Source organism: Streptomyces sp. MZ04 (assembly GCF_004684775.1).
Lineage (GTDB): Bacteria > Actinomycetota > Actinomycetes > Streptomycetales > Streptomycetaceae > Streptomyces.
This window is the reverse complement of record NZ_SRIC01000397.1, coordinates 1-6,037: the sequence shown is the minus strand read 5'-3', so window position 1 is coordinate 6,037 and position 6,037 is coordinate 1. Positions and strand designations below refer to the sequence as shown.

Annotated in this window: 6 protein-coding genes and 1 pseudogene; 6 read left to right on the top strand and 1 reads right to left on the bottom strand. The window is 73.0% G+C overall.

The features are described 5' to 3' along the window. Nucleotides 1-233 precede the first annotated feature (233 nt). Nucleotides 234-1,505: a uroporphyrinogen-III C-methyltransferase gene (gene cobA / locus E2651_RS40295; protein ID WP_135336240.1), complete on the top strand. Its 1,272-nt coding sequence runs from the start codon at nucleotides 234-236 to the stop codon at nucleotides 1,503-1,505. Nucleotides 1,506-1,610: 105 nt separating this feature from the next. Further along, nucleotides 1,611-2,429, top strand: coding sequence for an RNA methyltransferase (locus E2651_RS40290; protein ID WP_135336239.1), 819 nt, complete (start codon nucleotides 1,611-1,613; stop codon nucleotides 2,427-2,429). Here the strand turns inward: E2651_RS40290 and E2651_RS40285 are convergent. Beyond that, nucleotides 2,420-3,712 carry a serine/threonine-protein kinase gene (locus E2651_RS40285; protein ID WP_135336238.1) on the bottom strand — a complete coding sequence of 431 codons (1,293 nt, stop codon included), beginning with the start codon at nucleotides 3,710-3,712 and terminating at the stop codon, nucleotides 2,420-2,422. The two genes, E2651_RS40290 and E2651_RS40285, sit on opposite strands and share 10 nt — an antisense overlap. A 195-nt stretch (nucleotides 3,713-3,907) precedes the next feature. Here E2651_RS40285 and E2651_RS40280 point away from each other — a divergent pair. From E2651_RS40280 to E2651_RS40265, 4 genes and pseudogenes are all read left to right on the top strand, one after another. Beyond that, nucleotides 3,908-4,206, top strand: a pseudogene (locus tag E2651_RS40280) (hypothetical protein). 198 nt (nucleotides 4,207-4,404) lie between these two features. After that, a complete protein-coding gene (locus tag E2651_RS40275) occupies nucleotides 4,405-4,611 on the top strand; it encodes a hypothetical protein (protein WP_135336237.1) in 207 nt (68 codons plus the stop codon). Between the two features lie 268 nt (nucleotides 4,612-4,879). Then, nucleotides 4,880-5,803, top strand: coding sequence for an aminoglycoside phosphotransferase family protein (locus E2651_RS40270; RefSeq protein WP_245239513.1), 924 nt, complete (start codon nucleotides 4,880-4,882; stop codon nucleotides 5,801-5,803). Between the two features lie 69 nt (nucleotides 5,804-5,872). Next, on the top strand, nucleotides 5,873-6,037 hold a 165-nt coding region (locus tag E2651_RS40265; RefSeq protein ID WP_167829044.1), incomplete at its 3' end, for a zf-TFIIB domain-containing protein.

Genomic DNA, 6,037 nt, shown 5'->3' with positions numbered 1-6,037 from the left:
CCGCCCCCGTTTGTGCCCACCCGTTCCGCACGGCGGAACGGGTGGGCACAAACGGGCCACGGTCCGCAGGTAAAGGCGGGTCTGGGGCGAAGCCCCAGTTTTCGGGAAGGGGCGGGGTTGGGGAAAGAACCCGCCCCCACCCGCACCGTAAAGTGAACCCGCACCCAGAACTCGCACGTCAGCGCCGCTCCACCGCCGCAGCGGCAGCGCCCCGCACGGAGGAGCCACCCGCCATGGCAGAAAACCCCGCCTACCCCGTAGGCCTCCGCCTCACCGGCCGCCGCGCAGTCGTCCTCGGCGGCGGCCAGGTGGCCCAGCGCCGCCTCCCCGCCCTCATCGCGGCAGGCGCCGACATCCTCCTCGTATCGCCGACGGCGACACCCTCCGTGGAAGCGATGGCAGACGCCGGCGAGATCACCTGGGAGCGCCGCGGCTACGCGGAGGGCGACCTCAAGGACGCCTGGTACGCCCTCATCGCCACCGGCGACACCGAGGCGAACACCGCTGCCTCCGCGGAAGCGGAAGCGCACCGCGTCTGGTGCGTCCGCTCCGACGACGCCGACGCCGCCACCGCCCTCACCCCCGCGACCGGCCGCTCCGAAGGCGTCACGATCGCCGTCCTCACCACGGACATCCACGGCCGCGACCCCCGCCGCACCGCCGCCATCCGCGACGCAGTCGTCGAGGGCCTGCGCGACGGCACCCTCGTGGCCCCCCGCCGGCGCACCCTTCCCCAAGCTCTCGGCTCCGCTCGAGCAGGGGAGACCCCACTCCCGGGCGTCGCCCTCGTCGGCGGCGGCCCCGGCGACCCGGACCTCATCACGGTCCGCGGCCGCCGCCTGCTCGCCGAGGCGGACGTCGTCATCGCCGACCGGCTCGGCCCGCGCGACCTCCTCGACGAACTCCCGCCGCACGTCGAGGTGATCGACGCCGCGAAGATCCCGTACGGCCGTTTCATGGCCCAGGAGGCCATCAACAACGCGCTCATCGAGCACGCCAAGCAGGGCAAGTCGGTCGTCCGTCTCAAGGGTGGCGACCCCTTCGTCTTCGGCCGCGGCATGGAGGAGGCCCAGGCGCTCGCCGAGGCGGGCGTCCCGTGCACGGTCGTACCCGGCATCTCCAGCTCGATCTCGGTCCCCGGCGCCGCGGGCATCCCCGTCACCCACCGCGGTGTCGCCCACGAGTTCACGGTGGTCAGCGGCCACGTGGCCCCGGACGACGAGCGCTCCCTGGTCGACTGGCCGGCCCTGGCCAAACTGCGCGGCACCCTCGTCGTCCTGATGGGCGTCGACAAGATCGGCAAGATCGCCGAGGCGCTCACCGCGCACGGCCGGTCGCCCGAGACCCCCGTCGCCGTCATCCAGGAAGGCACCACCGCGGCCCAGCGCCGCGTGGACGCCACCCTCGCCACGGTCGCCGCCCAGGTCATCGCGCACGAGGTGAAGCCCCCGGCGGTCATCGTCATCGGCGACGTGGTGAACGTGGGCCCGGACCACTCCGCGTGACGGGACACAGCCCCGCGTAACCACCACGAGCCCCAATGTAACCACCGGTAACCCAACCCGCCCCCGGGCGTTGGCACCACACCCAGGACAAGGCAGTATCACCCTGTGGCTGATCTCATCACCGTTGACGACCCCGCCGACCCGCGCCTGCGCGACTACACGGGCCTGACCGACGTCGAACTGCGCCGCAAGCGCGAGCCCGCCGAGGGGCTGTTCATCGCCGAGGGCGAGAAGGTGATCAGGCGCGCCAAGCAGGCGGGCTACGAGATGCGCTCGATGCTGCTCTCCGCGAAGTGGGTCGACGTCATGCGCGACGTCATCGACGAGGTCCCGGCGCCCGTGTACGCGGTCAACCCGGACCTCGCCGAGCAGGTCACCGGCTACCACGTGCACCGTGGCGCGCTCGCCTCGATGCAGCGCAAGCCGCTGCCGACCGCCGACGAACTCCTGACCACGGCCCGCCGGGTCGTGGTCATGGAATCGGTCAACGACCACACCAACATCGGCGCGATCTTCCGCAGCGCGGCCGCCCTCGGCATGGACGCGGTCCTGCTCTCACCGGACTGCGCCGACCCGCTCTACCGCCGCTCGGTGAAGGTCTCCATGGGCGCGGTCTTCTCCGTCCCCTACGCCCGCCTGGAGTCCTGGCCCAAGGGCCTGGACGGCGTACGCGAAGCGGGCTTCAACCTCCTCGCGCTCACCCCCGACGAGAAGGCGAAGACCCTGGACGAGGCGGCGCCGCACCGCATGGACCGGGTGGCGCTGATGCTGGGCGCGGAGGGCGACGGCCTGTCGACCCAAGCCCTGGTCGCCGCGGACGAATGGGTCCGCATCCCGATGGCCCACGGAGTCGACTCGCTCAACGTGGGAGCCGCGGCGGCGGTCGCCTTCTACGCCGTGGCGACGGGCCGCCCTCAGCTCTGAGGACCCGGCCCCGGGTCTTCGGCCCGCTGCACTGCACGCACATCGTGTACGCCGCTGCCACCGAGCCCCTTCGCGGGCCCCTGGCACCCCTGCGCCGCGGCGATGCCGAGGGCGACCAGGAGCGTCACGACGACGAACACGAAGAGCCGCTGCCGCAGCAGGCGCGGATTGGCGGGTCTGCGGCCGGTGCCGGTGGTCCGGGGGCCGGTTCTGCCACCCGAGCGGGTGGTGTTCCTGGACGGCGCGGGACGCGAGCCGGACCGCGAGGAACCGGTACCGGCACGCGAGGAACCGGTCCGCGACGCCCCCGGCCGTGACGAGCCGGTCCGCGGCGGGGGAGTGCCCTGCGGGTGACGCCGCTGGGTGCGCTGGTCCGCGTACTCCTCGGCGAGCCGTCCCGTGGGCCGGTCCTGGTCGTGCCGGGGCGCGGGCGGCCGTACGTCGCTCAGCCCGCCCTGGGCCTCACGGGCCGCGATCTCCTTGAGCCTGAGCGACAGTTGGAGCGTGCTGGGGCGCTCCTCCGGGGCCTTGGCGAGGCAGGCCCGGATGAGCGGGGCGAGCGCGTCCGGCACCCCGCCGAGCTGTGCCTCCTCATGCACGACCCGATAGAGCATGACCTCTGAACTGCCGTGCCCGAAGGGCGAGTCCGCCATCCCCGCGTACGCGAGCGTGGCGCCCAGGGCGAACACGTCGGTGGCGGGTGTGACGGCGGCGCCGCGCACCTGCTCGGGCGCGAGGAAGCCGGGCGACCCGACGGCCGTACCGACGTGGGTCAGCGTCGAGGCACCGGTCGCCCAGGCGATCCCGAAGTCAATGATCCGCGGCCCCTTCGGGGACAGCAGGATGTTCGACGGCTTGAGGTCCCGGTGTACGACACCGGCCTCGTGCACGGCGACGAGCCCCTCGGCCAGCGCCGAACCGACCACCGCCACCTCGGCCGCGGTGAGCGGCCCCTCGGCGGCGACCTTGTCGTGCAGGGAGGGCCCGGGAACGTACTGCGTGGCGAACCACGGCCGGTCGGCGTCCAGATCGGCGGCGACGAGCCGTGCCGTGCACCCGCCCCTGATCCGGCGGGCCGCGGAGACCTCGCGCGCGAAGCGCGAGCGGAACTCCTGATCCTCCGCCAGATCGGGCCGGATCACCTTCAGGGCGACGCGCTGCCCCCGCCGGTCCGACCCCAGGTAGACGACACCCATACCGCCGGCGCCCAGCCGTCTGTGCAGTCTGAACGAGCCGACGACACGCGGGTCCTCGCGCCGGAGCCGCATCATCGCCATGTCCATCCCCGCTGCCCGGTCCGTTGTCGAGCCACAGCTTACGTTTCCGCGGCCGGGCAGGTGCAGAGGCCGCGCCCTCGCGGCCCGACCGATTGTCAGTGCCGGGTGGGAAACTTGAAGAGTGCTCAGGGGACCGGGGAGGAACGGGCGTTGGCTCTGCCGTGCCTCCCAACCATCCATCGCTGAAGGGGGATTGATCCCGTGAAGGGTGATCGCGTGGAGATAGTCGTGGACGCCGGGGACACGACGCGGACGTACGAGGTGGTGGCGAGCCGGGCGGGCCGGCGGGTGGAGACGGCGGTCCGCAGGGGGGTGGTCGAAGTGAGCGAAGTCACCCGCGGGGGGTCCCCCCACGCCCTTCAGGCAGTGGGGGAGGCTCCGTCGTGCGGACGGCACGGTTCATGGCGACCCGCGTCCTGGCACTGGTCGAGCAGCCGGTGCCCCGAGAGGACACATCCGAGCAGGCCGCCCGCCCCCTCCGGGAAGACCCTGAGACCTAGGACCCCGTCTCCACCCATGGGAGTACGTGGGGGGCGATCGGTCATCCTCCGGGAGGCCCGGCAATCGGTACGAGGGCATGACGCCCAGGACGCTCCGCGCACCTAAATTTGAAGTCAAGCGGCGGGTGCAGCACTCGTCCCCCGAGGTCAGACACCCGCCGCTGCCAAGTTCATACAGACTCGGTCAGGAGAGGAACCATGGCGGACACGGCATCGCGGACGATGATCCGCACGCAAGGACGTAAGGCTTTCGCCACGTTCGGCGTCCGCCCGTCCGGCACGCGCCATCCCTTGGTGGCGACGGCCATGGTTCTTCCCCTGGCGGCCCTGCTCGTAGTCGTCTTCGGCGGCTGGGAAGCGGTGGTCACACAGGCGTCGTCCGTGGGCGTGATGCTGGGGCGCTGAGCGGCGCCCCAGGCCCGGATGAGCGGTCCGGGCGGGGACATCCGGCCAGGAAACCCCGTGGGGACGGGGGTGCGGCGGACGGCAATGAGAAATGCCCGCGCAGCTGGGGAGCTGCGCGGGCACTTCTTTGCGCGGGGCGGGGCTCCGCCGGGGTCCTTGGGCGCCGTTGATCACCGGCTCCGCCGAGTTCGTCCTCAAACGCCGGACGGGCTGGAAATCCAGCCCGCGTACGCTCACGGGGAGCACCGATCGACGTACCGGGGGACCCGTGACCGCCTTGCTGCCCGCGCTGACCGCGAAGGTCCGCCACGCGGCTCACCGCACCCCGTGCGCCTGTGGGTCCGAAGCCGTCCTGGCGGACCGGGACGACGCCACGGTCATCCGGCACGGCAACATCGTCGCCAAGGCCCACGCCCCCGGCACGGACTCCACCGAGCTGGCGGCCCGCCTCAAGGTCGCCGCCGCCCTCCACGGCACGCTCCTCCCGCCGCTCGGCGAGACGGCGACCCCGCTCCACGGCCGCCTGGTCACCCTCTGGGAGGCCGGCACCCCCGTGGACCGCGACAACCCCGACGCCGCCCCCTGGGAAGCCGCAGGCACCCTCCTCGCCCGACTCCACAAGGCGCCCGCCGCGGACCTCCCGCACCCGCTCCCGGACATGCGCGGCCCCACGAAGGCCGCCCGCGCCATGGAGCGGATGCGCGCCGCGGGCCCGCACCCCGCCGCCGACCCCGTCGAGCGCGCCTGGGCCACCCTCCCGGCCTGGGCGCGGGCCGAAGCCCCCGCCCCGCACCCGAAGCTGCTGTGCCACGGAGACCTCCACCTCGGCCAGCTGGTCCGCACCCCCGAAGGGCAGTGGCTGCTCATCGACGTGGACGACCTCGGCCTGGGGGACCCGGCCTGGGACCTGGCCCGCCCCGCGGCCTGGTACGCCTGCGGACTCCTCGGCCCCGACGAGTGGACGCGCTTCCTCGCCGCCTATCAGGGCGCCGGCGGCCCCGCGGTCGGCGCCGACCCCTGGCCCGCCCTGGACGTCCCGGCCCGCGCCCTCACCGCGCAGACCGCCGCCCTGGCCGTCGCGAAGTCCGTCGCCGAGGAGCGGCCCCTCGACGAGGTCGAGCAGGCCGTCATCGACGCCTGTGATCGAATGGCGGCCCTCCCGCCGGAGTTGGCTCCCGCCTCCACGAAGTAGGGTGCAACGCACCGAAGCCGGGCAGAGATCCGGCGAAGCAGTCACGACCGGCGAGGAGTTGAGCCGACCATGCAGTGTCCCAAGTGCCATGCACCGATGCACACGTACAACCGCAATGGCGTCCAGATCGAGCAGTGCAGCGGTTGCCGCGGGATATTCCTCGACTACGGCGAGCTCGAGACCCTGAGCCGGGTCGAGTCCCAGTGGGGCGGCCAGCAGGCCCCGCCCCCGCCC